The 26,994-nt window shown below is 70.2% G+C and carries 23 protein-coding genes, 2 tRNA genes and 2 pseudogenes; 13 read left to right on the forward strand and 14 right to left on the reverse strand.

Going from position 1 to position 26,994, the window contains the following annotated elements; all coding sequences use genetic code 11:
* Positions 1 to 403: 403 nt before the first annotated feature.
* Both DDW44_RS12580 and DDW44_RS12590 read right to left on the reverse strand, forming a co-directional pair.
* Positions 404 to 2,041 (reverse strand): MFS transporter, encoded by a 1,638-nt coding sequence (locus tag DDW44_RS12580; RefSeq protein ID WP_208647958.1) that lies wholly within the window; start codon positions 2,039 to 2,041, stop codon positions 404 to 406.
* A gap of 415 nt (positions 2,042 to 2,456) precedes the next feature.
* Positions 2,457 to 3,107 (reverse strand): TetR/AcrR family transcriptional regulator, encoded by a 651-nt coding sequence (locus tag DDW44_RS12590; protein WP_108906472.1) that lies wholly within the window; start codon positions 3,105 to 3,107, stop codon positions 2,457 to 2,459.
* Between the two features lie 303 nt (positions 3,108 to 3,410).
* On the opposite strand from DDW44_RS12590, the gene DDW44_RS12595 reads away from it, so the two are divergent.
* Together DDW44_RS12595 and DDW44_RS12600 are read left to right on the forward strand one after the other, a co-directional pair.
* Positions 3,411 to 4,679 (forward strand): M6 family metalloprotease domain-containing protein, encoded by a 1,269-nt coding sequence (locus DDW44_RS12595; protein ID WP_108908818.1) that lies wholly within the window; start codon positions 3,411 to 3,413, stop codon positions 4,677 to 4,679.
* A 449-nt stretch (positions 4,680 to 5,128) separates the two neighbouring features.
* Positions 5,129 to 5,204: transfer RNA gene (locus DDW44_RS12600), tRNA-Arg, on the forward strand.
* Between the two features lie 66 nt (positions 5,205 to 5,270).
* Here DDW44_RS12600 and DDW44_RS32385 read toward each other — a convergent pair.
* The 4 genes and pseudogenes from DDW44_RS32385 to DDW44_RS12620 form a co-directional block, all read right to left on the reverse strand.
* Positions 5,271 to 5,857: pseudogene (locus DDW44_RS32385) on the reverse strand (tyrosine-type recombinase/integrase); the annotation flags it as partial.
* 226 nt (positions 5,858 to 6,083) lie between these two features.
* Entirely contained in the window at positions 6,084 to 6,908 is an 825-nt protein-coding gene (locus DDW44_RS12610) for a rod shape-determining protein (RefSeq protein ID WP_108906473.1), read from the reverse strand.
* Positions 6,905 to 7,276: a TraR/DksA family transcriptional regulator gene (locus tag DDW44_RS12615; RefSeq protein WP_170812249.1), complete on the reverse strand. Its 372-nt coding sequence runs from the start codon at positions 7,274 to 7,276 to the stop codon at positions 6,905 to 6,907. Before DDW44_RS12615 ends, DDW44_RS12610 begins: the two co-directional genes overlap by 4 nt.
* Positions 7,277 to 7,326: 50 nt before the next feature.
* Positions 7,327 to 7,653: a TraR/DksA C4-type zinc finger protein gene (locus DDW44_RS12620; protein ID WP_108906475.1), complete on the reverse strand. Its 327-nt coding sequence runs from the start codon at positions 7,651 to 7,653 to the stop codon at positions 7,327 to 7,329.
* Between the two features lie 358 nt (positions 7,654 to 8,011).
* Here DDW44_RS12620 and DDW44_RS12625 point away from each other — a divergent pair, with 358 nt between their 5' ends.
* The 3 genes from DDW44_RS12625 to secD all read left to right on the forward strand — a co-directional run bounded on the left by DDW44_RS12625 (position 8,012) and on the right by secD (position 12,493).
* Positions 8,012 to 8,962, forward strand: a complete 951-nt coding sequence (locus DDW44_RS12625; protein WP_108906476.1) for a HAMP domain-containing sensor histidine kinase — start codon at positions 8,012 to 8,014, stop codon at positions 8,960 to 8,962.
* Complete coding sequence (locus tag DDW44_RS12630; RefSeq protein WP_108906477.1) at positions 8,959 to 9,624, forward strand: response regulator transcription factor; 666 nt, start codon at positions 8,959 to 8,961, stop codon at positions 9,622 to 9,624. The genes DDW44_RS12625 and DDW44_RS12630 overlap by 4 nt, the downstream gene beginning before the upstream one ends.
* A gap of 601 nt (positions 9,625 to 10,225) precedes the next feature.
* A complete protein-coding gene (gene secD / locus DDW44_RS12635) occupies positions 10,226 to 12,493 on the forward strand; it encodes a protein translocase subunit SecD (protein ID WP_166802820.1) in 2,268 nt (755 codons plus the stop codon).
* 183 nt (positions 12,494 to 12,676) lie between these two features.
* Here secD and DDW44_RS32710 read toward each other — a convergent pair whose 3' ends face one another.
* The 4 genes from DDW44_RS32710 to DDW44_RS12655 form a co-directional block, all read right to left on the reverse strand.
* The gene (locus DDW44_RS32710; RefSeq protein WP_240800628.1) at positions 12,677 to 12,904 is read right to left on the reverse strand and encodes a hypothetical protein; all 228 of its coding nucleotides are present in this window, start codon (positions 12,902 to 12,904) and stop codon (positions 12,677 to 12,679) included.
* Positions 12,905 to 13,042: 138 nt separating this feature from the next.
* A complete protein-coding gene (locus DDW44_RS12645) occupies positions 13,043 to 13,882 on the reverse strand; it encodes a transposase (RefSeq protein WP_167455493.1) in 840 nt (279 codons plus the stop codon).
* 501 nt (positions 13,883 to 14,383) lie between these two features.
* On the reverse strand, positions 14,384 to 14,881 hold the full coding sequence (locus DDW44_RS12650; protein ID WP_108906480.1) for an aminoacyl-tRNA deacylase: 498 nt from the start codon (positions 14,879 to 14,881) through the stop codon (positions 14,384 to 14,386).
* Positions 14,882 to 15,557: 676 nt separating this feature from the next.
* Entirely contained in the window at positions 15,558 to 15,845 is a 288-nt protein-coding gene (locus tag DDW44_RS12655) for a hypothetical protein (protein ID WP_206307318.1), read from the reverse strand.
* A 50-nt stretch (positions 15,846 to 15,895) separates the two neighbouring features.
* On the opposite strand from DDW44_RS12655, the gene DDW44_RS12660 reads away from it, so the two are divergent.
* Complete coding sequence (locus tag DDW44_RS12660; RefSeq protein ID WP_108906481.1) at positions 15,896 to 16,318, forward strand: DUF6578 domain-containing protein; 423 nt, start codon at positions 15,896 to 15,898, stop codon at positions 16,316 to 16,318.
* Positions 16,319 to 16,570: 252 nt separating this feature from the next.
* Here DDW44_RS12660 and DDW44_RS32715 read toward each other — a convergent pair whose 3' ends face one another.
* A complete protein-coding gene (locus DDW44_RS32715) occupies positions 16,571 to 16,798 on the reverse strand; it encodes a hypothetical protein (RefSeq protein ID WP_244224014.1) in 228 nt (75 codons plus the stop codon).
* 176 nt (positions 16,799 to 16,974) lie between these two features.
* Between DDW44_RS32715 and DDW44_RS12670 the strand changes: the two genes are divergently transcribed.
* A protein-coding gene (locus DDW44_RS12670) for an IS5 family transposase (protein ID WP_108906482.1) occupies positions 16,975 to 17,783 on the forward strand; the annotation gives its coding sequence in 2 pieces (ribosomal slippage) (positions 16,975 to 17,322 and positions 17,325 to 17,783; 807 coding nt in all).
* A 36-nt stretch (positions 17,784 to 17,819) separates the two neighbouring features.
* Here the strand turns inward: DDW44_RS12670 and DDW44_RS12675 are convergent.
* Entirely contained in the window at positions 17,820 to 18,437 is a 618-nt protein-coding gene (locus DDW44_RS12675) for a hypothetical protein (RefSeq protein WP_018892865.1), read from the reverse strand.
* Positions 18,438 to 18,531: 94 nt separating this feature from the next.
* Here DDW44_RS12675 and DDW44_RS12680 point away from each other — a divergent pair.
* A pseudogene (locus tag DDW44_RS12680) lies at positions 18,532 to 19,310 on the forward strand (IS5 family transposase); the annotation flags it as partial.
* A tRNA-OTHER gene (locus tag DDW44_RS32055) sits at positions 19,275 to 19,375 on the forward strand. The pseudogene DDW44_RS12680 and the gene DDW44_RS32055, both read left to right, overlap by 36 nt.
* Positions 19,376 to 19,757: 382 nt before the next feature.
* On the opposite strand, the gene DDW44_RS12685 is transcribed toward DDW44_RS32055, so the two are convergent.
* Positions 19,758 to 20,564, reverse strand: a complete 807-nt coding sequence (locus DDW44_RS12685) for a nucleotidyltransferase family protein (RefSeq protein ID WP_108906483.1) — start codon at positions 20,562 to 20,564, stop codon at positions 19,758 to 19,760.
* Positions 20,565 to 21,627: 1,063 nt separating this feature from the next.
* Between DDW44_RS12685 and DDW44_RS33185 the strand changes: the two genes are divergently transcribed.
* The 3 genes from DDW44_RS33185 to DDW44_RS12705 are packed head-to-tail and all read left to right on the forward strand — an operon-like array spanning position 21,628 to position 24,122.
* On the forward strand, positions 21,628 to 21,762 hold the full coding sequence (locus tag DDW44_RS33185) for a hypothetical protein (RefSeq protein WP_279634805.1): 135 nt from the start codon (positions 21,628 to 21,630) through the stop codon (positions 21,760 to 21,762).
* A gap of 54 nt (positions 21,763 to 21,816) precedes the next feature.
* A complete protein-coding gene (locus DDW44_RS12700; protein WP_244224015.1) occupies positions 21,817 to 23,406 on the forward strand; it encodes a hypothetical protein in 1,590 nt (529 codons plus the stop codon).
* Between the two features lie 23 nt (positions 23,407 to 23,429).
* Complete coding sequence (locus tag DDW44_RS12705; protein WP_108908821.1) at positions 23,430 to 24,122, forward strand: TIR domain-containing protein; 693 nt, start codon at positions 23,430 to 23,432, stop codon at positions 24,120 to 24,122.
* A 214-nt stretch (positions 24,123 to 24,336) separates the two neighbouring features.
* On the opposite strand, the gene DDW44_RS12710 is transcribed toward DDW44_RS12705, so the two are convergent.
* Entirely contained in the window at positions 24,337 to 25,194 is an 858-nt protein-coding gene (locus DDW44_RS12710; RefSeq protein WP_018889718.1) for a macro domain-containing protein, read from the reverse strand.
* A gap of 292 nt (positions 25,195 to 25,486) precedes the next feature.
* Between DDW44_RS12710 and DDW44_RS12715 the strand changes: the two genes are divergently transcribed.
* Entirely contained in the window at positions 25,487 to 26,842 is a 1,356-nt protein-coding gene (locus DDW44_RS12715) for an AfsR/SARP family transcriptional regulator (protein ID WP_108906486.1), read from the forward strand.
* Positions 26,843 to 26,994: the final 152 nt, after the last annotated feature.

A 26,994-nucleotide genomic window follows, 5' to 3' on the forward strand; every position in this document is an offset into this window, starting at 1 on the left:
CGTCCTGGTCGGCGTTCGCGGTCCCTCCGCCTGCTCGACGATCGCGGCCCTCTTCGTGACGGTCCACGATCGCGCGCCCTGCCGCCCGCGGACGAACCCGGATTCCTCCCCGGTGACCGGCGCTCCCGAACCCACCCTGGTCACGCGTACGTTCAAGCCTCCGCAGGCCGCGGGTCCCCGGGCGTACGCGGGTCCCCGACGGCGCCGTGACGACACCCGCGGGGACCCGCTCCCCCCTCACCGCACGCCCCTCCCCAGCCCGCGCTCCTCCTCGCTATCCGCTCCCCTCACACCCCTCCTCGCTGTCCGCCCCCTGCTCACCGCACGCTCGTAAGCACGGCCCGCTCGCCACCCATCGCCCACACGCTTCCCGGGCGTCGCCGCTCGCGCCTCCCGCACGTCATCAGTGCGCGATGACCGGAACCCTCGCTTCCTCCTCCGCGGCGGAACCGGACGACGACGCCGTCGAGGCGCCGGGGCGCCCGGAGTTGATCAGCGTGAGGGCGACGACCGCCGAGGTCGCCAGGATGCCGACCGCCCACCAGATGGCACTCGCGTAACCGTGCACCATCCCCTCCAGCCGGAGAAGCCGCAGCGCCTCGGGTCCCGTCGCGCCAGCCGCGTGGGCGGCGAGGTACGAGGTGGTCGCGGAGGCCGCGACGGTGTTGAGCAGGGCCGTGCCGATCGCGCCGCCCACCTGCTGCGAGGTGTTCACCATCGCGGAGGCGACACCGGCGTCCCGCGCCTCGACACCGTATGTCGACAGCGACATCGCCGGCATGAAGGCGGTACCCATACCGAGGCCGAGCAGCAACTGCGCCGGGAGGATGAGCCCCGCGTAGGAGGAGTCGACCTCCAACTGCGTGAGCAGCAGCATGCCCGCCGCGGCGACCAGGAACCCGGGGCCCATGAGCAGCCTGGGCGGCACCCGGAGCATCAGGCGGGCGCCGATCTGCGTGGAGCCGGTGATCATGCCCGCGATCATCGGCAGGAAGGCGAACCCCGTCCGCACGGGCGAGTAGCCCTTCACGATCTGCAGGTAGTAGGTGAGGAAGAGGAACAGTCCGAACATCGCGATGATGGCGAGCCCCAGCGAGAGATACACCCCGCCGCGGTTGCGTTCGGTCAGCACGCGCAGCGGCAGCAGCGGGGACGACACCCGGGCCTCGACCGTGACGAAGGCGGCCAGCAGCACGACGGAGGCGACGAACATGCCGAGGGTCGTCGCGTCGGTCCAGCCGTGCGACTCGGCGCGGGTGAATCCGTAGACCAGGGCCACCAGGCCGAGGGTGGACAGCAGGACACCGGGGACGTCGAGCGGCGAGCGGTTGCGTCCCCCGGCCGGCTCGCGGACCACGAGCCAGGCGCCCACGGCGGCGACCACGGCGAAGGGGATGTTGACGTAGAACGTCCAGCGCCAGTCCAGGTACTCGGTGAGGACGCCGCCGAGGATCAGACCCACCGCGCCACCACCGCCGGCGATCGCGCCGTAGACGCCGAAGGCCTTGGCGCGCTCCTTGGCGTCGGTGAACGTCACGGCGAGCAGCGACAGGGCGGCCGGGGCGAGCAGCGCGCCGAAGGCGCCCTGCAGGGCCCGCGATCCCAGCAGCATCATCTCCCCGGTCGCGGCGCCGCCCAGCGCGGACGCGGCGGCGAAGCCCACCAGGCCCACGACGAAGGCGCGCTTGCGCCCCCACAGGTCGGCTATGCGGCCACCGAAGAGCAGCAGTCCGCCGAATGCCAGGGCGTAGGCGGTGATGACCCATTGCCGGTTGCCGTCGGAGATGCCCAGATCCTGCTGGGCGGAGGGCAGCGCGATGTTCACGATCGTCGCGTCGAGCACCACCATCAGCTGGGCGAGGGCGATGAAGACCAGGGCTCTCCAGCGGCTCGGATCCGGCCCGGAGGGGCCGGCAGGGCGGTCGAGTGCGTCGACGCGGGAGCCGCCGGAAACGTCGGAAGCGCCGGAGCCGCCGGAGCCGCCGGAGCCGCTGGAGCCGCTGGAGCCGCTGGAAAGACGCGTCTTGGGCGTTTGTGACATGGGGTTGGACACCTCGGTGTGCGATGGGAATGACGGAGCAGAAGGGAATGCCGGAGCAAAGGACAAGGACAGGGACTGTTGACGAGCGGGTGAAAGCGAGTGGACGACGTGGGCGAGCAGCGGCGGGGTCGTCCGCGCTTGCGCACGGGGAACTGCGGGGCCCGGCCTCACGTCCGCGGTGACGGCGGGCAACACCCGAACATCGGCCGGCCGACGCGAGCCCGCCCGGACCCGAGGCGAACGAGGCCGGACGGTCACGAGGGGAGCGTTCGCGGCACCACGGCCGGCCGCTCGCCGCGACACGGGGCCGCGAGGCCCCGAGGCCGCACGGCCTCCGAGTCACACGGCCTCCGAGTCACACGGCCTCGGAGTCATACGGCCAGGCGGTCAACGGGCCACGAGATGGTCGTTCATGTCACGGTGAGCGCCTCAGGTCCTCCAAGGTCACGGCCGAACCCGGCAGTTCGGAGCGCGCAGGCGCTTCGAGCCCGTCGAGGAACAGTTGCAGATGGCGGTGCGTGAACCGGTCGATGTCCAGGCACGCGACCCCCGGGAGCGGCCGGGTGAGCTGGGAGAGCATCACCATCAGATCCCCCATCGCGACATCGGCACGCAACCGGCCCGTCTCGTGAGCGCGGTCGACGAGCGCCTTGACGGCCCCCTCCAGCCGGTCGCGCTGGGCGACCAGGTCGGGATGGTCCTTGTCGAAGTCGCCACTGAGCAGCGGGCAGAGGGCCGCGACCCGCTCGTCCGCGGCCGCGTGGGTGAAACGGCTGAGCGCGGCGAAGGGGTCCTCCTCCGACGCGGCCGCCTCCTCCGCGCGCTCGGCCGTGCGCCGGAGAACCGACAGAACCACCTCGTGGACGAGAGAGGAGCGGTCCGGGAAGTTCCGGTACAGGGTCGCATTGCCGACGCCTGCGCGCCGGGCGACCTCGTCGAGCGGAACCTCGGGACCCAACTCGACGAACATCTCGCGGGCCGCGGTCACGATGCGCTCCCGATTGCGCAGGGCGTCGGCCCTCGGCCGGGCGGCACGGCGCGCCTCGGTGTCGGTGGCGGGGCTCACGGCTCCACGTCCTCTCGTCGGCTGGGTGACACGGGCTCCGCCGCTGCGGACGGGTCCCGCTGCCCACCGGGAACCGGGGACGAGATCCCCGTTTCGCGTGGACACCCATCACAAACGGGGAATCGGTCCCCGGTTATTTCCCCCCACCCGAATGACTTCATGTGACCTGAATCACATCCAGTCTCCGGCGTGTCCCACGATCGGCCCTCCCGGCGCGCGCCCCGCCACACCTCCGAACAGGCTGAACGCACCAGCGCAGTCCGGGCCCGGCCGGCTGCCGCCGAGCCGAAGGCGGACGACCGCATGCAGCAGACCCGCCGACGGATACGCAGACCGGGCGCACTCGGCGCCGTCGCCGTCATCACGCTCGCCACCCTGACATCGGCGAGCTCGCTGCTCCCCGGCGGCTCGAGCACCACGGCGGGCCCCATCGCCACGGCCGAGGAGTCGGCACTCGAACCGTGCCGCCTCACCTCCACGACCGGCGTACAGATGTCCGAGGGTGTCCCGACCCCGTCCGGCTACGTGCGCTCCACGGGCGAGATCCGCGCCCTGAACCTGATGATCGACTTCCCGGACGCCGAAGGCGCCGGCTCCGCGCTGGACCGGTACGCGGAGTTCTTCCCGCAGACCGAGCAGTGGTTCGCCACCAGTTCGTACGGACGGCTCGTCTACCGGCCCGAGACGCCGTTCCCCGGCTGGCTGCGGATGCCCATGGCCTTCAGCGCGTACGGGATCGACCGCGGGTCACCGTACGAACCGGGCTACCGCCAGCTCGTGCAGGACATCGTGGCCGCCACCGACCACCAGGTGGACTTCAGCTCGTACGACCTGGTCAACGTGCTGGTCACACCCAATGCCGGGCCGTCGGCCCTGGACACCGTGCTGTCGGTGACGTTCTCGGGAAACCACGAGGCGCCGTACGCGGACGGCGTCCCCCTCGCCAACACCAGCTTCGTCTACAGCCGCCAGGACGACGGCTCCGGCACCTACTCCGAGACCGGCTACCGGGTGCTCCCCCACGAGAACGGCCATGTCTTCGGCCTGCCCGACCTCTACACGGCGGAGGGCGGCGGCGCGGTCGGCCACTGGGACATCATGTCCGAGGACTGGGGCGCCAACAACGATCTTCTGGGCTGGCACAAGTGGAAGCTCGGCTGGCTCGACAACGACCAGATCCAGTGCGCCGCCGCGACCGGCAGCAGCGAGTACGAGCTGACCCCGCTGGCCCTCAAGGGCGGCCGCAAACTGGTCGTCGTCCCACTGGACTCCGAGACCGGCTACGCCGTCGAGGTCCGCACCCGGGCCGGCAACGACGAGGCCGTCTGCAAACCGGGCGTCCTCGTCTACTACGTCAAAACGGACGTGGACACGGGACAGGGCCCCGTCACCGTCGCCGACAGCGACAAGAACAGCGGCGGCTGCACCCGCCGGCCCAATGTGCACGCGGAGCTGTCGGACGCCCCGCACCGGCCGGGCGAGACGTTCACCGACGAGGAGAACAAGATCCGGATCACGGTCCTCTCGGAGAACGCGAACGGGGCCTACCGGGTGCGGATCACCCGCTCCTGACCCCGTGACCGGTTCCGCCCACCTCTGCTCGCCTCCACCCGCCCGCGGCCCGTATCGGCCCACCCCTGTCCGCCTCCACCCGCCTGCGGCGATGACCGTCCCGGGCGGCCTGCCGACCGCCGCCCGTCCGGACCCTTGCGGGCGAACCGGGCGGAGTGGCGGCCCCGTGCAAACGGAGGGGGTGGGGCCATGGGCGCGAAGGCCCGACCGGGACGGGGCCTGGCTGAGCGGGTGTCACAGGTGGTCGCGGCATGGAAGGCCGCCCGCACCCAGGAGAAGGCCAGCCCAGACAAAGCCGGGCACTCACCCCTCTCGCCGCGCCCACCCCACCGGCCCCACTCCCCCAGTCGGGCCCGCACCCATCCTGAGCAGGCGAAACATGAATCTTGCCGGGCGGTCGCCGGGATCCGCTAGGCTAGACGCCGGATCTCGCGGAGATCCACACCTTCGCCTTCGTAGCTCAGGGGATAGAGCACCGCTCTCCTAAAGCGGGTGTCGCAGGTTCGAATCCTGCCGGGGGCACCAGCCAAAACGGCCCGGACCGATCAAGGTCCGGGCCGTTTTGACGGCACCATTTGACGGCAGTCGCTCTCAGGCGGCCGGTCGGCGTCGCCTGAGCAGGCGATCCATGTGGCTGATCGCCTCCCGCTGAGTGTCGTGCACGACGTGTGTGTACACGTCCATGGTGATGCTGATCTGGCTGTGCCCGAGGATCTCCATGATGACGCGCGGCGCGACGCCGGCCGCCGTCAGGAGCGTGGCGCAGCCGTGCCGGGCGTCGTGCAGCCGGACCACCCGCAGCCCCGCATCAGCGGCCACCAGTGTGAAAGACCGGTAGACGCTCCGCGGCTCACCGGTCGCCCGTTCCGCGTGGCGAAGACGTAGCCGGTCTCCGACCAGACGACGCCCGAGCGCGTGAACGAGTCGCGCTGCCTCAGCCGGTGCCAGCGCAGCGGCGCGATGCACAGCGCGGGCATCGGCACCACACGGTTGCGGCGGCTTTTCGGGTCGTCGTCGCACAGCGTTCCCCTGCGGGGCTGAGTCTGTTGACGGACGTGCAGCACGCGGTTGTCCAGGTCCACATCCGACCAGCGCAGCCCCACCAATTCACCACGCCTCAGATCCATGGCAACGGCCAGCACGAATGCGGCGTACAACGGGTCGGTTCGCGAGAGGGCGGCGCCGATGAGAGGGACGGCCATAGCGGCAAGGAGAGCGCGATCCATGCCTGCGCAAGGTCGGAGCGGCGGCGCAGTGGGTTGCGGCGCCATTGCCACAGCGGGACGCGGGGGAGTTCTTCTGGGGGCCGCTGTGCCGGGGGCCTTCCGGTCCACGGTTTCCCTCCTTCCGCGTCTGAGGCGGCAGTCTGTGCCAGGGCTGACGGTGGGGGACGGGGGCGTCGGGCTAGTGGGGGTGCGCGGCGGGTTCGGGGGTCCCGGTGGTCGAGGGGTGGGTGCGCGCGGCTTCCATGAGTCTGGCGGCTCCGCGTACCGCTGCCGTGTGGGGTGCGGGCACGGGCCTGACGGGCGCGTGCAGCTGTCGGGAGAGGCGGTAGGTGATATCTGGGCGCAGAGCGCCCCCGCCGGCCAGCAGTGCTCCTGCCCGCAGGGCGTCAAATGTCTCGGAAGTGGAGTCCTGTTCGAGCATCGCGGTCACCATCGCGACGATGGTGTCGGTGATCCGCGTGGGTGGGGTGAGACGGTCCAGATCGCTGGTGCCCAGGGCGGTGTGGCGGGCGTCGGTCACTGCGCCGTCGGTGAGGAGGGTGACCTCGGTGAGGTGGGCGCCGATGTCCACGACGAGCAGGGGACGGGTCAGGTCGGCGTCGGTGGCCATGGCCACGGCTCGCGCGGTGGGGATGGTCAGCACGGTACTCGGCCGCAGAACCTCAACGGCGATGCGGGCTTGGGTCCGAAAGACGATTCCGCCCAGGGCTGGAGCGGTGAGGACGATCAGGCGGCGGCCGAAGCGGGGCAGACGGTGCCCGAGCAGGCGGTCGAGCATACGGCCAGTTCCGGGAGGGTCGACGATCGAGCCGCGCTGGATGGGGTAGACGGCGCCGTCACCGGGGAAGGTCACCGTCGGCGCGTCGAGGACGCCCTTCCGGCCGGATATCCAGGCCCGGGTGCGGGCGCTGCCGAGGTCGAGGGCGATGCCGGAGCACTGTCGGTACAGGGGCCAGGGCCGGTTCGGGCCAGCCACGGCGCGGGGGTGGGGTGTGGTGGTCACCGGCCGGCCTCCCTTACATGCTGACAGCGGGCGCAGTAGCGGGCTTGCGGCACGATCATCAAGCGCTCGCGGGCGATGGGCTTGCGGCACAGGTGGCAGGAGCCGTAGCGGCCCTGGTCCATGCGCGTGAGGGCTGCCTCCACGTCTGAGAGGACCATGCGGGCGGAGGCGGCGAGTGTGACGCGGACCTCGAGCTGGGATGCGGCCCGCCGGTCGAGCAGCGCCTGAGAGCGATTCGTTGCGGCGCCTGCGATCTGCTGCAGCTGCTCCTGGCGGAACAGTCGCTGCTCGTGCAGGTTCTCGCGGAGCGCGGCGAGGTCCTCGATCGACAGGATCGTGTTGCGGTCGGCGATGATCTGGTGGTTCATCACTTCACCCCTTGGGCAGGGCGGGAGACAGAGGCTGGGCAGGGCGGCGGTCAGACCGTGGTGGCGCGCTGGCAGGGGACGCAGAACCGGGTGTAGGGCAGGATCTCCAGGCGCTCGACCGGGATGCTCTTCGAGCAGCCCAGGCAGATTCCGTAGCTGCCGTCCTCGACCCGGGTGAACGCGGCGTCGATCTCCCTGAGGACACGCTCGATGGTGTCCTTCTGCGCCGACATCACCTCCTCGGCGCCCTGTCCGGCCTCACCGACCGCCCGCAGTTGTGTCAGCCGGGAGTTGCGTTCGTGCTCGAGGCGCTGACGGGCCTCGTGTGCCGTCAGACGCTCGGGACGAGCTTCGATCCGGGGCGTATCGAGCGACATGGCGCGTCCTTCTCTCAACAGGGGTGACGTACGGCAAGGGCGTGACACGGCAAGTCCCGTCCATGGCCCCTCGGCGTGTCGGCCGGGGCTCACGGCCGGTGTGTCATGCCCACCGTGGCCGATGCGCCCCGCGAAACCCATCGGGCGCGATACCCATCTGTGGCGGCTCCCGGAGCCCATCCGGTCGTGGGCAGGGCACGGACCCGGAAATGGGGTCTGGGACCCATCGACAGCCCAGCTGGGGGTGGGCAGCCTGGAGGGCAGTCCGGTCAAGACCAGTGGCTGCAGCTCACGCCCGGGGTGCGTGGTGACCGACAGTAGAGGCACAACCGTGTCACACAAGGAAGGCGTCATCCCGGTGTCCCTGTTCTGGCGAATCTTCGCTCTTAACGCGATGGTGCTGGGTACTGCCACCGCGCTGCTGCTGTGGGCGCCGGTGACCGTCTCCGTACCGGTCGTACTGGCCGAGGCGGTCATCCTCGTGGCCGGCCTGGTGGTCATGCTGGTCGCCAACGCGGCCCTGTTGCGGATCGGGCTGGGGCCGCTGGACCGGCTCATGAGGCTGATGACCACTGTGGATCTGCTGCGCCCCGGGCAGCGGCTGCCGGAGCACGGCCGCGGCGAGATCGCCGAACTGATCCGCACCTTCAACGCCATGCTCGAGAGGCTGGAGCACGAACGGGCCACCAGCAGCGCCCGTGTCCTGCTCGCGGAGGAAGGCGAACGGCGCCGCATCGCCCAGGAGCTCCACGACGAGGTCGGCCAGAGCATGACCGCGATCCTGCTCGGCCTGGAGCGGGCGGCCGACGAGGCGGACGAACCCCTGCGCGATGAACTGCGGCAGGCCCAGGAGATCACCCGGGAGAGCCTGGACGAGGTACGCCGCCTGGTGCGCCGGCTCCGTCCGGGCGTGCTGGACGATCTCGGCCTGATCAGCGCCCTGACCTCGCTGACCACCGAATTCGCCACCCACGCCGGACTGCGCGTGCTGCGCCGCTTCGACCCCGACCTGCCCACCCTGGATGAGCAGACGGAGCTGGTGCTGTACCGCGTCGCCCAGGAGGCCCTGACCAACGCGGCCCGCCACGCCGAAGCCGCCCGCGTCGAGGTGAGCCTGCACCACACCGACGGCACGGTGGTCCTGGCCGTCACTGACGACGGCCGCGGGACAGGAGTCGCGCGGGAGGGCGCGGGGATCCGCGGGATGCGCGAGCGGGCCCTTCTCATCGGAGCCACGCTGGACATCGAATCCCGACCGAAGGCCGGCACACAGGTCCGGCTGACCGTGCCCGTCCCCAGAAAGTCATGACCATGACCCAGACGCCTACGATCCGCATTCTCCTCGCCGACGATCATGCGCTGGTGCGGCGTGGTGTGCGGCTCATCCTCGACCGGGAGCCGGACCTCGAGGTCGTCGCCGAGGCCGGGGACGGCGCGGAGGCCATCGACCTGGCCCGCACCCACGACGTCGACCTGGCCGTGCTGGATATCGCCATGCCCCGCATGACCGGTCTGCAGGCCGCGCGGGAACTCATCGCGCTCAAGCCGGGACTGCGCGTGCTGATGCTGACCATGCACGACAACGAGCAGTACTTCTTCCAGGCGCTGAAGGCCGGCGCCAGCGGATACGTCCTCAAATCCGTGGCCGACCGCGATCTGGTCGCCGCGTGCCGGGCGGCCATGCGAGACGAGCCCTTCCTCTACCCGGGCGCGGTCACCGCCCTCATCCGCAACTACCTCGACCGCGTCCGCCACGGGGAGGAACCCCCGGACCAGGTGCTCACCGCCCGCGAGGAAGAAGTCCTCAAACTCGTGGCCGAAGGCCACTCCTCCAAGGAGATCGCCGAAATGCTCTTCATCAGCATCAAGACCGTCCACCGCCACCGGGCGAACCTCTTGCACAAACTCGGCCTGCGCGACCGCCTGGAGCTCACCCGCTACGCCATCCGGGCCGGCCTCATCGAACCCTGACTCTTCCTGACCGCCTCAAGGTCCCAGCTGCCCACTCCCCAGCCGGGACCTTGAGGCCCCACTGCCCACTGCCCCCTGCCATCCAGCCACACCCACACGCACCGAAGAGGGGGACCGGGGATGCCACGCTCCAGGCACACCGTCCCTCGTACCGGTGGGCTCGGCCCCACAGCGGTGATCACTGTCCTGCTTGCCGTCCTCACCGCGCTGCTCAGCCCGCCCACACACGCCGCCACAGGCCCCCACGTGCCGGACGGTGCCGCGCTCGCCTCTGCGGCAATACAGGCAAGCAGCGGTCCCCACGCAGACGACGGACAACCCGCCGCATACAGCGCCGCGGCCCGAAGCCCTCGCGACATCCCCGCCGAGCGTCCTTCACCACCGGCCCCCGTCACCCTCGCCCCCCGCTCCACAGCCGACAATCCGCCTCAGTCCGCTGCCCCGCCGCTGCCGGCGCTGCGCCCGCCCGCCTCCACCCAGCTCGCGGACTGTCACCCGATGCGGGCACCACCTCCACCTCCAGGCACCTGAACACCCTCACCCCTTGTTCCGTCGACCGCTGCCACCGTCCTGGCCGCGGTGTGCCTGCCGGAGGCCCGCTGTGAACCGTTCCCTGCGCATCCGAGGGCTGCTCGCCCTCGCTGTCGTTGCCCTGTCCCTGTACGTCGCGCTCACCGTGCCCATCCAACTTGGGCTTGATCTGCGCGGCGGTACGCAGATCGTGCTGGAAACCCGACCGCCCGACACCGCCGCACCCGACGGCGAGGCCACCGACCGCACCGTGGAAGTGCTGCGCGGCCGCATCGACGCGCTCGGCGTCGCCGAACCCACCATCGCCCGCTCCGGCGACAACCGGATCGTCGTCGAACTGCCCGGCGTCCAGGACCCGACCAAGGCCGCCGACGTTCTCGGCCGCACCGCTCAACTCACCTTCCACCAGGTACTCGGCACCGCAAACAGCGCCGACGACATCCCCAAACCACTGCCCAAATGGCCCCGCCAGCACGTCCTGGCTGATGAGTCCGGCCAACTCCTGCGCCTTGAGGCCGCCTCGCTGACCGGCAACCACGTCAAGGAAGCCGCAGCCCGCTTCGACCAGCAGGGCGGTTCCGGCTGGCACGTCACCGTCGACTTCAAAGGCCCCGGCCGTGACGGGTGGGCCCGCCTGACCGGCCAGGCCGCGTGCCACCCGGCGGGAGACCCTTCCCGCCGGGTCGCCATCGTCCTCGACGACAAGATCATCTCCTCGCCGCAGGTCGACCCGTCGGTCCGCTGCGGCTCCGGCATCAGCGGCGGCTCGACGCAGATCACGGGGTCCTTCAGCGCCGACGAAGCCAAGGAACTGGCCCTGCTCATCAACGGCGGCGCCCTGCCCGTGCCGGTCGAGACCGTCGAACAGCGCACCGTCGGCCCCACCCTCGGAGCAGAGGCCATCACGGCCAGCGCCTGGGCCGCCGCCATCGGCACCGCACTAACCGCCCTGTTCATCATCGCCGTCTACCGGCTCATGGGTGCCCTGGCCACCGTGGCCCTGGCCTGCTACGGCCTCATCTCCTACGCCGCCCTGGCCGCCCTCGGCGCCACCCTCACCCTCCCGGGTCTTGCCGGATTCGTCCTGGCCATCGGCATGGCAGTCGACGCCAACGTGCTCGTCTTCGAACGCGCCCGCGAAGAGTACGCCGCACGCCACCGCCCCACCCCACGCTCATCCCTGGCCGCCGGGTTCCGCAGTGCCTTCAGCGCGATCGCCGACTCCAACATCACCACCCTCATCGCCGCCGGCCTGCTGTTCTTCCTCGCCTCCGGACCCGTCCGCGGCTTCGGCATCACCCTGGGCATCGGCGTCCTCGCCTCCATGCTCAGCGCCCTGGTCATCACCCGCGCGCTCGCCGACTACGCCGCCGCACGCCCCTGGGTGCGCCGCCGCCCCCGCCTCACGGGCATCGCCCACACCGGCACCGTCCGCGACCGCCTCAGCCGCACAAACCCCAATCCGCTGCGCCACCCCCGCCGCTGGCTGGCCGCCTCCATCGCCGCGCTCGTCGTGGCGGTCTCCGGCATCGCGCTGCGCGGCCTCGACTTCGGCATCGAATTCACCGGCGGCCGCGTCATCGAATACACCACCGCCACCTCCATCGACCCCGAACAGGCCCGCACCGCCCTCGCCGACGCCGGATTCCCCCGCGCCATCGTCCAGACCTCCGGCGACAACCAATTCACCGTACGCACCCACCAGCTGAGCAACACCCAGGCAGCCGAGATCACCGACACCGTCAGCGATCTCTCACAGAACGTGAGCAAGCTGCGCGACGAAGCCATCGGCCCCAGCCTCGGCAAGGAACTCCGCCAAGGCGCTCTCATCGCCCTCGCCGTCGCCCTCGCAGCCCAGCTCGGCTACCTCGCGGCACGCTTCCGCCTGGTGTTCGGAACCGCCGCGGTCGCCGCTCTCGCCCACGACGTGGTGATCCTCGTCGGCATCTTCGCCTGGCTCGGCAAGCCCATCGACGGCGTCTTCCTCGCCGCGCTCCTGACCGTCATCGGCTACTCCGTCAACGACTCCGTCGTCGTCTTCGACCGCATCAGAGACCTCAGCCGTCGCGACCGCAAGACGCCCCTGGCCCGCATCAGCAACCAGGCACTCCTGCAAACCCTGCCCCGCACCGTCAACACGGGCATGGGCGCGGCGTTCATCCTCACCGCGCTGGCCGTCCTCGGCGGCGACTCCCTCACCGACTTCGCCCTCGCCCTCCTCATCGGCCTCGCAGTCGGCACCTACTCCTCCATGTTCACCGCCACACCCCTCGCCATCGAGATCCACAACCGCACACACGTGCCCCATCCCGCCACCAACTCAGCGCGCAGAACCTGACAGAGAACGGTCGCCCGCTGCGGCAACTCACGGGGCAGGTGATCAGGCCGCCTGACCGAAGCCCCACCGGTCAGGTTCTCCGCCCGCGGGTGCCTGAAATCCACATTCAGCTTCGTCTCCTACGCATCGGGCCGGATACCGAACTCGTGCGTGGATTACTCGCCGAACCGGTTGACTGCTCGTTCAGGAAGGCGCGATGTTGATCAGGTCCGCCGGCTGGTTCATCGCTGCGGCCTCCTTGCGGATCGCCTGCTCGGCGATGCACCGGGCCTCCGGCTGGTCGTACGCCACACCAACCCGCTTGCGCACCCCCGGGTGATGCTTCGCCGTCAGCTCCGCCCGGAACACCGGCTGTGCGCCCTCCGGTAGCTCCACCTGCCGCTGGACGAACCACCACCTGCTCCGGCACATCCTCCAGCGCCGGGAAGCACACCCCGTGCGTTGGTACGACTTCAGACGCCTTCCGCTTTCCGAACGTGATCGTTTGGTTCGAGGGGGGTGGGCACGAACTCCGGCTGGCGGCGGGAGGGATGGTCGTGGTTCGTCCGTTCATCTCGCTTGTGGAGGTGGCTGGTGCCGTCGGTGCTCGGTCTGCTGGAGGCCCGGGAGAAGAAGGTCCGGGAAGAGGTCGCGCGGTTGCGGGAGGAGGCCGAGCGGGTGCAGGCCGCACTCGGCGAGGCGGAACGCGCGCTTCCGCGTCTTGCGGATGCGCGTGTGACGGTGGCCGAGGTGCTGGCCGAGCCTCCGCGTGCGGTCGTGGAGCCGGTGGGGAGCGCGGTGGCGGGGGCCGTGGTGCCGCGACGGACCGAGGGGATGACGGCATCGGCCCTGCCTGCGGACTACCAGCGGATCGTGTCCGTACTGGAGTCGGAGGCGGGCCGGGAAGGCATGCGGTGCCAGAAGCTGGCTGCGGCCCTGGGGCTTCAGGCGGTCCCGGCGAAGGTCGAGGGACTTCGGTCGAAGGCGAAACGACTGGTGGAAGGAGGCTTTGCGCTCCAGACGCGGCCGGGAGTGTTCACCCCGCTCGGGACGCCGGCCGGCTGAAGGCACCGGACCGGCGCCCGGCCAGACGGCCGCTCCGCCGTCGGCCCAGACCCGTGCCAGCTGCCCGAAGCGGCCCCTGGCCACCGGCAGCAGGGAGCGGGCGGCGTCCCGGTCGGTGGTCGACGTCGGCGTGACCAGCACGGCCAGCAGCAGACCGAGCGTGTCGGTGAGTAGATGCCACTTGCGCCCGTTGACCTTCTCGCCCGCGTCGAAGCCCCGCGAGGTGAGGGCGACGGTGGCGTCCGCCTTCACCGACTGCGAGTCGATAACCGCCGCACTCGGCTCCCGGTCACGGCCCTCGGCATCGCGGACCGCCTCACGCAGCCGGTCGTGCAGCTCGGCCACAAGTCCCGCATCCCGCCAGCGGGCGAAGAAGGCATACACCCGTGGCCAGGGCGGGAAGTCCGACGGCATCACCCGCCACTTGATGCCGTTGTCGACGGATGTGATCTGCGAACGGTGTCTCGTTGCCGATCGACCGCACAGTGACGCGTCCCGAGTCGCCCATGTCGTAGCCGGTGTGCGACTCCGACTCCTCGACGATCAGACACCCGTCCGATCCAGTTGTGACGTGAACGACTGCACCCCGGTCATCGATCAGCCACACGTCCAGCTGCCCCGCAGGGGCATCGCTGCCATACACATGCTGCGATCCGACGACCTCCGCGAGAGTGCGTTCCGCAAGACTCTGTGCAGCCGCCCCACCCCCATGAAGCGGGCGCCCGTTCGACTTCTCAGACTCCATCGGCCGACAGTACCGCCAGCCGATCTCCCAGCTCACGGCCTTATAGCGGGACAGCCCTTAGGAACGAGGCCGAAGGACGATCCCACGTCACCCGCGCATGCTTACAGTGACGCGATGTCGGCGACCACACGCTGGGGAACCGCCTTCATGATGTCCGACAAATCCGCTTCCAGAGTGTGGTCCGAACTCCCACTCCCGCACAACACCCGGCCCATCGTGGTGACGGCGGTGTCGAACACCACCGTCACCAGCGGATCCGCACACAGCGGTGTCACCCCTCCGGGCTCCATGCCGAGTCGCTGCAGGATCTCCGGGGAAGCGGGGCGGACGTCCGACCGCCTGACACCGACAGCGGCAGCGAGCTGTCCGTACCGGATGCGGCCAGGGCCGGGGATCGATGCCAACACGATGGAATCGGAACCAGAACTGAACGCAAGCGTCTTGACGGAAAGGACGACATTCTCCTGGGTGAACGCCGTGTGAGCGAGAATATCCTCACCCGTACGGATGGGCTCGTGCCGATGCACGATGTAGGCGGCTCCGGCTCCCTCGAGCAGCCTCAGAGCTGTCGAGTGAGGGGTAGTTGGCAAAGATTCCATCCGGGTTCCCTTTCGGTGCTGCGGTCGTGTTGCCGCAGAATCCTAGCGCCCACCCCCACAGACCTTTCCGGTCCCAACAGGGCCCCCTCGACGGTGCTATCAGTCGGACGTCTTCGGCTTTTCTCGCCCCTGGTGTCGGGGACCGAGTTTCGAGGTCGGCGAGTCGACTCGCGGATGCTTCCGGCTGTTGTCCGCTCTGCTCGCTCATCAGCCGGGTGCGCAGGAGGGCAGATGGGGATTCCACCCCTCGTACGAGGGACGCCGTCACCCTTCGAGCGGTGACCTCGGGGTTCCTCCGGATCTTCCTGCAGCCGACGGTCTCCTCGGCTCCGGGCCGCGCCAACGCCTCGCAGTCGTCGCGGCTGCCGGGCGGCGGTCGACCGGCGCAATGTCACCGGGGCGCGTCAGGTCGCCTCAGCCAGCAGCCCCCGGTTCTCCGGCGGAAGTCCCTACGACCGGCCTCCCCGAACCGCGTCAGTTCCCGCCCGCCACGGCCGTGCCACCGACGTGCCGGTGCGTTGATCGTTTGCTGGGCTGGTCCCGGAGATTGCCGGACCAGGTCCTTCCTCGGACACTACCGGAGTCGAAGGTGATCTCCCGTTTGGTCCGCCCGCTGGTCTCTCTTCGGCTGTACCGTCGGGCGAACTCCGGCTCACGCCTCTCCACGGCATAGTCCTCAACCTGCCTCTTCGGTGGCGCGGAGTCTGCCCACAGGAGACACCCCGGCTCCAAAGGATTCCCGAGCAATGGGGGAGAAGTCGTACCGGTCCACCGGGTCGTTCTCCAGATCGGTGATGAGGGCATTGGACGCGTGGACGCGAGAGACCACAGCGGGGCTTGCCAGGCTGATGGCAATGCTGTCGGCGAAGGGGGCGCCCATGTCGGTCACCTGCAGAGACTCCGCGTCCACGGCAAGCAGACCGTTGTCGATGAAGGGCGCCAATTCAGTGGCGAACCGCTCCACCGGGTCTACCGTCGATGACGACGGGCCTCGGGTCAGCAGACAATGGCGCCATGACGTTGACGATCTGGGTCGATGGCTGGCAGATGCAGTGCTGTGGAGACAGCTTCGCACCAGGGGATGTCGTCTCGTGGACGCTGCTGAAGGTCGGTCCGCAGGAGTACGCCGACATTGTCGGTAGCGAGCGTGCGGATGAGATCGACTTCCGCGAGGAGCATCACGGCCAGGGGGAGGAGCACCCACCCACCTCGGTGGAAGTGGTGTCGATCGTCGAGGTGCACTGCCGCTACGGAGTGCCCCCGGGTGCCACGGACAAGGTGAACTACCCCGTTCCGGGCACGACCGTTCTGGTCCCGGTCGAGACGGCGGACGGGTGGGCGAAGGCGCGGCCGGACGTGAGCTTCGCGGGCTACCTGGTGACCGCACGACGTGCCTCGGACGAGGCCGAAGACGCGGCTGTCCCGATCAATCGCTAGTTCGCCTCAGTCCGGCATGTCTGGCCGGCCGTCCCGGTTGGAGTAGCTCTCGAAGCAGTAGCGGGTCGTGCGATCCCACTTCCTTGCCAGTGGCCAGCTCGTACGCCTCATCCGGCACGTACAGCAGCCATTCGCCGTCACGCTCGGTGGAGGTGTGCGGAACGAACTTGTCCGTGTCGGAGAAGACGCTCTCCAGACAGCTCGGCCGGCGGCGACCACCGCGCACCGGGCGTACCGGAAACCGTCGGACGACTACGGAAAGGGCCTGCCGTCTCGGGCTGTCAGGTCGATCACCGGGAGCGTGCCGAACTTCTCCTGGTTCAGGCGGTAGAGCGCCTCGGCGTGGCGTTCCGCAAAGCCGATGATGTAGGAGACGGGACGGCGGCTCAGCTCCTGGGCGAGGCGCCGGCAGTTCGCGTGGGTGGCTTCGCCGTTCAGGGTGGCTATCAGTGCCAAGAAGTCGGCCCATGTCATTCTCACGGGCGCAGGATGTCAGGGCGGTCTGACATCCACAGCTGACATCAACGACGGTGGACGGGGCAGGCGTACCCGGCCGGCCGCAGCAGCCGTCAGCAGTGCCCCTCCGCCGCCCCGCACCGCCCGAGCGAACTCCTAAGACGCCGTTTCTGATGGCGTGATCGCTCGTTGAGCCGTGCATGACGGATCTGGTGGAGCGGTTGGTACCGGACGAGCTGTGGACGCTGTTTCGGCGGGTGGTGCCGCCGACAGAGGTCATACGCCCCCAGGGCGGCGGCAAACGGAGGGCCGGTGACCGCGAGTGCCTGGCGGCGATCATCTTCGTGGCCACCTCGGGCTGCACCTGGCGGCAGCTGCCACCAGTGTTCGGGCCGGCCTGGCCCACCGTCTACCGCCGCTTCACCCAGTGGAGCCGGGACCGGGTCTGGGCCAGGCTGCACCGCGTCATCCTCGACGAACTCGGCGCCCGGGGCGAGCTGGATTGGTCGCGGTGCGCGATCGACTCCGTCAGCGTCCGGGCGGCAAAAGGGGGCCACTGACCGGACCGAATCCGACCGACCGCGGCAAGCCGGGATCGAAAATACACCTGATCACCGACCGAAACGGCGTGCCGCTGTCGCTGGGCATCTCCGGCGCCAACATGCACGACAGCCTCGGCCTGGAGCCGCTCGTGCGCGGGATCCCGCCCATCCGCTCCCGCCGCGGCCCGCGCCGCCGACGTCCGGCCAAGCTCCACGCCGACAAGGGCTACGACTACGACCACCTGCGGAAATGGCTTCGTAAGCGTCGCATCCGCCACCGCATCGCCCGCAAAGGCATCGAGTCGTCCACGCGGCTCGGCCGACACCGCTGGGTCGTCGAGAGGACGGTCTCCTGGCTGGCCGGATGCCGACGTCTGCACCGCCGTTACGAGCGCAAGGCCGAGCACTTCCTGGCCTTCGTCGGCATAGCCGCAGCCCTCATCAGCTACCGCCGACTCACCAACTGAAACAACGTCTAAGAGGTCGTCTCAGTTGGTGCGGGATCACATTCCGCGGTCTGGGCCGTATGCCTCGCGGGTGGGCTGGCCTGGTCCTGCAGGTGGGTACTCCAGCCACACGGGGCCGGGGTAGAAGGCTGCGCTGTCCCAACCGGTCATCTCCTCGCCGACGAGGTAGCGGTACAACCACTCGGCGAAGGTCATGGGGTGTCCGACCCAGTCGCCCTCTGCCCCTTGGACCACCACACCGTCGGAGAACCCGTGGACCGACGAGGCTAGGAAGACCGCAGCTCCTTGATCGGTGGCGGCGATGGGTATGAGACCTTCGGTGGTTCCGAAGCTGAGCTGGGGGAGTTGGCAGAAGACGCGAGGATCGTCATCCGGCCCAGTGATGTAGGAATCCCATTTGCTATCAGCCCAGACTTCTGATGCCGAGCGGATCTCCTCGCCCAGGTTCCACCAGCTTGACGCAGGGTGAGACAGGGTGAGGTGTCCGTTGATCTGCACTGGTGCATACGCGTCGACGATCTGTTTGTAGTCCCCCGGAATCGTCCTGCCGAGTTCCTCCTCCAGGCTGAGCCAGGCCGCAGGGGCGGCGTAGCGTTCCTCTCCGGGGCCCAGCATCGCGAAGACGGCCTGCAGGTAGTCGGTCATGGCGGTCATGCCTCTCGAAGATGCTTGCCGGGATCGTTCGTGCCAGCATCGAGCACCTTTCCTGTCGACGGCTGGCCGGGGTCCTCGTTGTCATGGCATGGAGATGGTGCGGCAGCTGGTGCCAGACAGGTTGTGGGAGCTTTTCCTTCGCGTGATGCCCGAGGCGCCTGTGCGTCCGCAAGGCGGTGGACGTCGGAGGGCTGACGATCGCGGAGTCCTGGCCGCGATTCTGTTCGTTGCCACCTCTGGTTGCACATGGCGGCAGCTCCCACCCATGTTCGGGGTGTCTTGGCAGACCGCCCATCGCCGATTCACGCACTGGACCGAAGCCCGCGTTTGGGCCAAACTGCACCGCCTGGTCCTCGACGAACTGGGCGCCCGTGGAGAGCTGGACTGGTCGCGGTGCGCGATCGACTCGGTGAGTCTGCGGGCGGCAAAAGGGGGCCACTGACCGCACCGAATCCGACCGATCGTGGCAAGTTGGGGTCGAAGATCCATCTGATCACCGACCGGAACGGACTGCCGCTGTCGCTCGGCATCTCCGGCGCCAACATGCACGACAGCCAGGGCCTTGAGCCACTCGTGCGCGGCATCCCGCCCATCCGCTCCCGTCGCGGCCCGCGCCGCCGACGGCCCGGCAAGCTCCATGCCGACAAGGGCTACGACTACGACCACCTGCGCCGCTGGCTCCGTGAGCGCGGCATCCGCCACCGCATCGCTCGCAAGGGCATCGAGTCCTCACAGCGGCTCGGCCGACACCGATGGGTGGTCGAAAGGACCGTGTCCTGGCTGGCCGGCTGCCGACGCCTCCATCGCCGCTACGAACGCAAGCCCGACCACTTCCTTGCCTTCGTCGGCATAGCCGCAGCCGTCATCTGCCACCGCCGCCTCACCAACTGAGACGACGTCTAAAGCGGGTGTCGCAGGTTCGAATCCTGCCGGAGGCACAACACGAAGGGCCGGTTCAGCGGAGCGATCTCCTCGAACTGGCCCTTTCGCGTGATCGCGGCCGTGCCATCACGACGCCGCCACCCGGTCCAGCGAGCCATCAGCCGCATGGATCGGGACAGTGACATCGAGACGGGGCAGCGGTGGCGGTCCCTGGAGCTGTGGGCAGTCGGCTACCCGGCAGGTGCGGCGTGACCCGGCCCGCCGTGCGGGTCGGCCAGGTGTGGGCCGACAGCGACAAGCGCAGCGAGGGCGGCACCGTACGCGTCGACGCGGTCGACGGCCGCTACGCGCACTGCACAGTCACGCCTTCGAACCGTGCTGGCCGATAGAGAGACCACCGGCGGGGCGGACGGGAACGGCCTGGTCCTGCACTGCCCGTCAGGGACGCGGGGCCTTCTCGCCGTGCACGGCGGTGTATTCGGCTGCGAGCCAGGGGCCGAGGTCATGGATGAGCATCCCGAGCACCCCCGGATCGGGCGAGGGTGCACGGCCAGCGGCCGCGGCGACACGCATCTGCTCGGCGCGCTCGGGGTAGTAGCGGCCGCAGAGCTCGGCGGACTGGTCGAGGTCGCTGGTCCAGCCGCCCCATCGGGGCATGATCAGAGTGAATCCCGTGCGGACGATGCGACGGCCGACGAGGCGGCTGAGGGTCCGGCGATCGGCCTCCCCGGTGGCTTCGGCTGCCTTGGTACGCCAGCGTGGGAGCACCTGGGCGAGGTCGCCGTTGGTCGCGCGCGCGAGTAGGGCTGTGGGGCGGTAGCGGGGCAGTTCTTCCGCGAGGTCAGGGCCCAGCAGCGGGGTGCAGAGGCAGGCGATGAAGAATCCGCCGTCGTGACGCTCGATGTCGCTCAGCAGAACCCGTGTGCCGGCCAGCAGGATCCCCACGCCGTCGATCTGCGGGAAGGCACGGTCGAGTGCGGCCTCGATCGTTCCGGCGTCGGCGCGGTCGGCTTCGGTGGGCTCGTCGTGGAGGGCGAGCTGGAGGTCGAGGTCGGAGACGCCGGGAATGGCGGTGCCACGGGGGACGCTGCCGTAGAGGTAGGCGCTGTGCAGGCGCGTTCTGCCGAACGTCGCGGCGATATGGGCGCGGGCGGCATCGACGACGGGGACGAACGCCGCCGGGACTCGGTCCAGTGCGCCTTCGCGTGCGATCGTTCCGTCGCGGTCCAGCCCTCGTTCATCCACGGGAACACTGTGCCTGGTGCTGCGTGCCGCTGCATGCCGCAGAGCCGATGCGAGGGAGGAGCGGCGCACTCAAGTGCCGGCCGCCGCGGGTCTACTCGGCCGGCCGGGGGTCCCTGCGAAACGTCCGGGCCCTGCGGACCGCGGCCACCCGCCCGATGACGAACAGCTTCTGCGGCCGAAGGACGGAGGCCGGGCCGGCCGGGCCGAAGGGCTGCTGAGCGGGCCGGAAGCGGATCGGAAGCAGGTCGGTTCTGGGCACGGAAGCGGCGGCGCTGGTCGCATCGGAGACGTCAACCGCTGTTCCGCGCACCGCTGTCCACCGTCGCTGTCGTGGCGGGCCCATCGCGTACACACGTACCGCCAGAGGGCATCCGGGGCGGGCGCGCCGCACTGCCGTGATCTCTGGAGAACCCCATGACCGACCCAGGGCTGACACCGTACGCCGGGCGTCCCGACCCACCGTCCACCCACCGCGCCCCGTCATCTCACCGGGCCCCCTCCTCCTACCGCTCGCCCTCCTCCTACCGTGCCCCGGGCCTGATACCGCCGAGCGGCCCCGCCCGTACCTGGGGGCTTGTGGTCATCGCCACGCCCCTGCTGCTCGCCATGACGGTGGTCCTGCTGGGCGGCGCAGCCGACGACTCCGCCTCGTCCGAGCCCTACGGGCCGTCCGGATCGTCCGGGTCGGGCTTGTTCGGTTCGGACACCTTCGGCACGGACGGCGGAAGCCCGGCCGGCCGGCCGGCCGAGCCACACGCCGTCGACGACGGCACCCGCATGGCCGTACGACGGCACCGGTACACCGGACCGGTACAGCATCCCCGAGGCGACCGCGACCGACGGGTACGGCGACGGCGGGTTCGCCTACCCGACGGACGCCGCCGCCGGCACCCCGGCCGCGAGCGCGACCGGTGGGCCGGGCGAGGTCGTCACCGCCTACTTCGAGGCGATCAACGCCCGCGACTACCGGACCGCCTGGACCCTCGGCGGCAGCAACCTCGAGTCCAGCTACGACCGCTTCGTCTCGGGCTACGCCACCACCCGGCGGGACACCATCCGCATCGTGTCCGTGGAAGGCACCAGGGTGCGGCTGACCATCGACGCCCTCCAGGTCGACGGCACGACGCAGTCGTACGACGCCACCTACACCGTCCGCGGCGGTGTGATCACCAGCGGCACGGCCACCCGGGCCGACTGACACCCACCGGCGTACCCGCAGGGGTGCGCCCTCACGAGCGGAGCGCGAACCACCATGGCCACAGACGAACTCTCACCCCGTCCGCCCGGCCCGCCACCGCAGATGCCGCCGGAGCACCGCGCGTACAAGCGCACCAGAGCCACCCGGCTGCTGTCGGCGGGCACCTACCTCGATCCCGGCTACCGGCGGGCCGTCATCCGGGAACTGCTGGACAGCCGTTTCCGGGTCGTCGCGCCCTCCTTCGGCTACGACGCCGTATCGGTGCTGGCGCACGCCCTCGCCGCGCGCCGGCTGCACCGCACCCAGTGGGCGGCCGCGGCCGGCGCGGCGGCCGTGATCCTGCTGCTGATGGGCACCGGGGCGTTCAGCACGCCGCTCGGCGTCGTCATGCTGCTCTGGGTGCCGTGGGCGGCGGCCTATCTGCGCCGGATCGTCACCCTGCAGATCCTGATGACCCGGCTGCGGGAGAGCGGTCCGGACGGCGGCTTCGGCGGGGCCTGCCCCACGCACGACAAGCTGACCGCCGAACTCGCCCACAAGATCGACCAGGAGCAGACCGGCAGCAGCGGACTGGTCTTCTACGGCGGCTACCGGCCCTTCGTCGGCGCGGGCCTGCCGCTGCGCGACTGGTCCAACGCGCAGTTGCTGCTGGGCGCGCCGAAGACCCGGATCATGGCCCGCAAGAGCGAGAACGGCCTGCCGCCCGACCTCGACACCGTCGAGCGAAGGCAGGTCGTCCCGTTCACCGTGCACGACATCACCAGCCAGGTCGCCGCCCGGATGGCCGCCGATCTGCGGGACGAGGCCCGGCCCGACGAGCGGATCGAAGGGCTGACCGTCGAGCAGCGCCGCTACACCACCGCGATCCTCACCAACGACCGAACCACCGGTGCCGACTGGACCGAACTTCCCGATGTGGACGACCTGCCCGGCATCCACTGGCGCGAGGACTACGACGCGGCCCGCGAGTACCTGTGCGTGCGCGTCGGATCGTGGGAGGAGGAGCTGGTGACCTCGATCTTCGTCGGGTTCGACATCAGGGGCAACACGCTGCACACCGAGTTCTACACGTATGTCCTCGGGCCGCTCGTCAAGGACTTCCACCTCGTGGACCAGTTGCCCCACGCCATCGACGCGCGTCTGGCGGTGCGGGTGGCGTGGGACATGTTCAAGGCCATGGTGCGCTGGTCCACAGCGCTGTGGCTGTGGCCGCTGTGGCTGATCCCGGTGCGGTTCCTGCCCGCGTGGGCGGTGCCTTGGATCCGGCCCTGGGAGGTCAGGCGGGCCAGGAGGGCCATCGCCGCGGTGCTGCAGGAGGAGCAGGTGGCGGACACCAGCGAGTTCGGTCTGGGCCGTTACGCCAACCCGTGGCTCAACCGCGGCGCCCTGGTGAGCGTCAGGGAACTCGCCACCAGCGAGAACTACCACCACTTCTTCCAGCACTCCGACGCGACCAAGTACATGGAGATCGTCGAGCGCCGTCTGCTCCAGAACATCCGCGCGTTTCTCGACGAGCACGACGTGGACCTCGCCGAGCACGACCGCGCGCAGACCAACATCCTGCTGGGCGACAACAGCCAGAACTTCTTCGGCGGCACGAACAGCAACTTCGGCTACAACTACCAGCCGTCGGGAGGCCGTTGATCATGACGGACAGGGAATCGACCATGGGCCAGGGCCACACCTTCGGTGACAACAACCAGAACGTGTTCGGCGGCACGAACAGCGGCTTCGGGTACCACGTCCACAACGCCCCGCAGCAGCAGCGGCCGTCCGCCGAGCAGGAGGCGGCACAGGCGGCCCAGGCGCGCGCGGACTACGGCCGCAGCCGCAGCGTCTTCGTCGTGCACGGCCGCGACGAGGAGGTCCGCACGGCGATGTTCGGCCTGCTGCGCCGGCTCGACCTGCGCCCGCTGGAGTGGGAGCGGCTGGTCCGGGCCACCGGGGGCACCGCGCCGTTCCTCGGCGAGGTCATCGAGAAGGCGCTGTCGCAGGCGCAGGCGGCGCTCGTGCTGCTCACCCCCGACGACGTCGCCATGCTCCATCCGCACCTGCAGGGTTTCAACGAGCCGCCCTACGAGAACAGGCTGACCGGCCAGCCCCGTCAGAACGTGCTGATCGAACTCGGCATGGCCCTGATGGCCTACCCGGAGCGGACGATCATCGTGCAGGTCGGCCAGGTGCGGCCCGCCGCGGACCTCGCGGGCCGCAACGTGGTCCACTTCGACGGCTCCGAGGCCGCCGTCTCGAAGATCGTCGAACGGCTCAAGGGGGCCGAGTGCGACCTCGACGACACCCGGCCGGACTGGCGCGACATCTCGTACTTCAGGAATCTGGCGGCTTACCGCCGACTGGCCTGACGGGCGGTGCGAGGGGGCGGGACGCCGGGTTCCGCCCCCTCGTGCGGCGCCGGCGGAGGCCCCGCGGCAGCCCGGCCGAGGCCCCGCGACAGCCGGAGGGCCGCGCGCCCGCACCGCCCGGAGGACCGCTCACCCGCGGCAGCCGGGGACCCGCGCGCCCGCGCCGCCCGTCCGGTCGGTGGGCTACCGGTCCCCGGGCTCCCGCGCTACCGCGCTACCGGTCCGGGTCCCACGCCAGAGCGTCCAGGAACGCCGCCAGCTCGCGCATGTTGACGCTCTCCAGTTCCTCGGGCCGTATCACCACACGCAGTTCACGGCAGATCGCGCTCTCCCGGGAGCGGGCCACGAACGACATCAGGATCAGCCGGAGCAGGCTGTCCCGGTCGAGGTAGCCGAGCCGCGCCAGCCCGGAACCGGCCAGCGGCATGGCCACCCGGTCCAGTTGGGCGTGCGCGCGCAGCGCGTCCCACAGCCCGCCGAGGCCCCGCCACAGGTCCTCCACGCCGGAGGCCGCCACGTAGTCGTTCCCGATCCGGCTGTAGGCCACGCCGAACACCAGCCGCGGCCGGGCGCCCAGTACCGCCACCGTGCCGATCGGGTAGCGGTCGAGCTTGCCGAGCGGCTTGTCGGCACGCTCCTCGCGCGCGACGGGCTCGGCCGAGGCGAGCGCCGCGCTCAGCTCCGCGTCCAGACGGGACACGTCGCCACCGTATCCGCGGTCCAGCAGTTGCGCCTGCAGGCTGTCGCCGTGGATGACCCGGCCGTCGGCCGACAGCGTGTCGAAGGTGTCGCAGAACCCGACGACGAGATGGCCCGACTGGTCGAACAGGTCACCCGCCTCGACGACCACCGTCATGTCGGGCCGCCGGAACACCTGCTGCACCCGGGCCGCCGGACGGGCCCGCAGCAGCCCCCAGCCCAGGCACGCCCCCACCGACAGCCCGACGGCCGCGCCGGAACCGATGTGCGGCACGAACGGACCCACGACCTGCAGCACGGCGGACAGCCCGCCGAACGCCACCATCGTGTCGCGTACGAAGACCTGCCGGGCGCGCCGCGTGCCGCGCGGCAACCGCGGCAACCGCCACAGCCGCGACAAGAAAGACGCTGAGAGAGGGGGGCGGCGGCGGGACGGCCGCCGCCGGGAACGCGGGCCGGGGCGTGAGTCGGGGCGTGAGTCGGGGTCCGGCCGGGAGAAGCCGGGGGATCTTATCGGGCCCATCGGGTCCGGACCCCCGGAATCACCCGAACTCACGGTTACCCCGGGGTCTGGTGATAATCTTCCGGTCACCAATGCCTGACGCAGAGTGATGTACGACCACCGGGGGGCGACGGGGATGGCCGGTGCGGCAGCACGTGTCCGAGTGAAGGTCCTGGGCCCGGTTCAGCTCGAGGTCGACGGGGTTCCGGTCCGGCTGACACCGCTGACCGTACGGCTGCTGGTCCGGCTGGTGGCCGCCGGAGGCGACGCGGTCCCGGTGCGGCAACTGCGGCGCGACGTATGGGGTCTCGCGGACGAGCCCCGCCATCTGGACCAGCGCAACCGCAACGAGGTCCAGAAGCGGGTCCTGGAGCTGCGGCGTGCCCTGGCACCCGGCCAGGACGGCGCCGGTACGAACATCCTGCGCACCGAGCAGCAGGTCACCGTCCAGGGTCCGGAGACCGCCTACCGTCTGGTGCTGCGGCCCGAGGAACTGGACAGCGCACGGTTCACCGCGATCGTCAGCGACGCCCTGCTCGCGCCGCCGGCGACCGCCGCACACCGGCTGGCCGAGGCGCTGTCCCTGGTGCGCGGCCGGCCGCTGGCCGAGGTGAGCGGAGAAGGGTTCGCGGCTCCGTTCGTACGCCGCCTGACCGCTCTTCAGGAGACGGCCCGGCGTGAACTGGTCCGTGTGCAGACGGACCTGGGGCGCCCCGAACTCGCCCTGCCGGTCGCCGAACTGATCGCCTACGACCACCCCGACGACGCCGAGGCCGCGCGTGTCCTCGACACCCTCCGCGCGGAGCTCCGCGCCCGGCACGGGGCGGAACTGCTGCGGCACCGGGTGCCGTTGCCGGGCCAGCGGGCCGATGTGGTGTTGTTGCGGGGCGACTTGTTCGATCAGGCCGACTGCAACCTGGTCGTCGGGTTCTCCGACACCTTCGACACCGAGACCGAAGAGGATCTCGTGATCAGCCGTGAGAGCGTGCAGAGCCAGCTCGTCGACCGGCTGTTCGACGGGCGACGGCGCCTGCTGGACGACAAGCTGCGGGCGGGGCTGCGCAAGACGAAGGCGGTGGGCACCGAGAGCGCACGGTCCAAGCCGCTGGGCCGGCGGGTGCGCTATCCGGTGGGCACCACCGTGGTGCTGCCGGTCGACGGCCGCCGGGTGTTCGCCATCGCCTATTCGCAGCTCGGCAACGATCTGGTGGCCAGGTCCAGCGACCGCGATCTGCGGCTGAGTCTGGAGAATCTGTGGGCCTCGGTGGCGGTTCACGGTCTGTTCAAGCCGGTCGCGGTCCCACTGATCGGTTCCGGGCTGGCCCGCGTCACGGATCTGGACCGGGGCCAGCTGGTCGCCCTGATCGTGGACTCGTTCATCGACGCCTGCCGTCGCTACCCCGCCCTGACCCCCGAACTCCGGCTCGTCATCCGGCCCCAGGAGCTGGCCCGGACGGATTTGACCCCGGTGGAGCAGCGCTTCCAGGACCTTGTACTCGGGCATGGCGCGGCGGACTGACGGCGAAGGCGAGGCCGGACGTGGTCTCGGACGTGTCCCCCGGACCGGCGGGCTGCTCCGCATCTCCCAGCTCCCCCTTCGCGGCATCCACGCTGTCCGGGCCACGCGCCGCCGCGCCCGGCCTCACCGCCGTTCACGAGACCATGCCGGCC

The organism is Streptomyces tirandamycinicus (assembly GCF_003097515.1).
GTDB classification, from domain to species: Bacteria; Actinomycetota; Actinomycetes; order Streptomycetales; family Streptomycetaceae; genus Streptomyces; species Streptomyces tirandamycinicus.